The organism is Aminobacter sp. P4_D5 (genome assembly GCF_056401815.1).
In genome coordinates, this window is record NZ_JBFUIP010001310.1 from 1 (window position 1) to 536 (window position 536).

The following is a 536-nucleotide window of genomic DNA, read 5'->3' on the forward strand; positions in this document are numbered from 1 at the left end:
GTGGCTCAGCAGGTGCCGCATCGTGTCGGCGTCCTGGTGGAAGGCGAGGCGCTGGAAGGTGCCGATGCGCAGGTGCGAATGGCTCAGCCGCACCAGCACGGCGGCGCGGGTGGGGGAGGGCTCGTCGTTGCGGAACAGCTCCTCGCCCGTCTCGATCAGACTGAAGGATTTGGAGGTGTCCACGCCCTGCGCCTCCAGCATGGAGGTCGCGAGGATCTCGCGCACGCCGCCCTTCAGCGTGAGCCGTCCATCCGCTCCGCGCGACCAGGGAGTCTGGCCGCTGCCCTTGGTGCCGAGGTCCAGCAGGCGGCCATCCCTGATGTCGTGCATCTGCGCGAAAAGGAAGCCGCGGCCGTCCCCGAGGTCGGCGTTGTAGTGGCGGAACTGGTGGCCATGGTAGCGTAGGGCCAGTGGCTCCTCGAAGGAGCCGGGCAGGGGCTGGAAGCGGCCGAAATGCGCGACCCATTCCTCGTCGGTGAGGGTGTCGAGACCGACGCGCGCGGCCCAGCGCTGGTCGCGGTGGCGCAGCGTGAGCT

Annotated in this window: 1 protein-coding gene; it reads right to left on the bottom strand. The window is 69.6% G+C overall.

Annotated elements, in window-relative coordinates; translation table 11 throughout:
- Positions 1–536 (bottom strand): protein adenylyltransferase SelO family protein (locus tag AC1DWF_RS38110; RefSeq protein WP_476843587.1); only part of this gene is annotated, 536 nt, incomplete at both ends.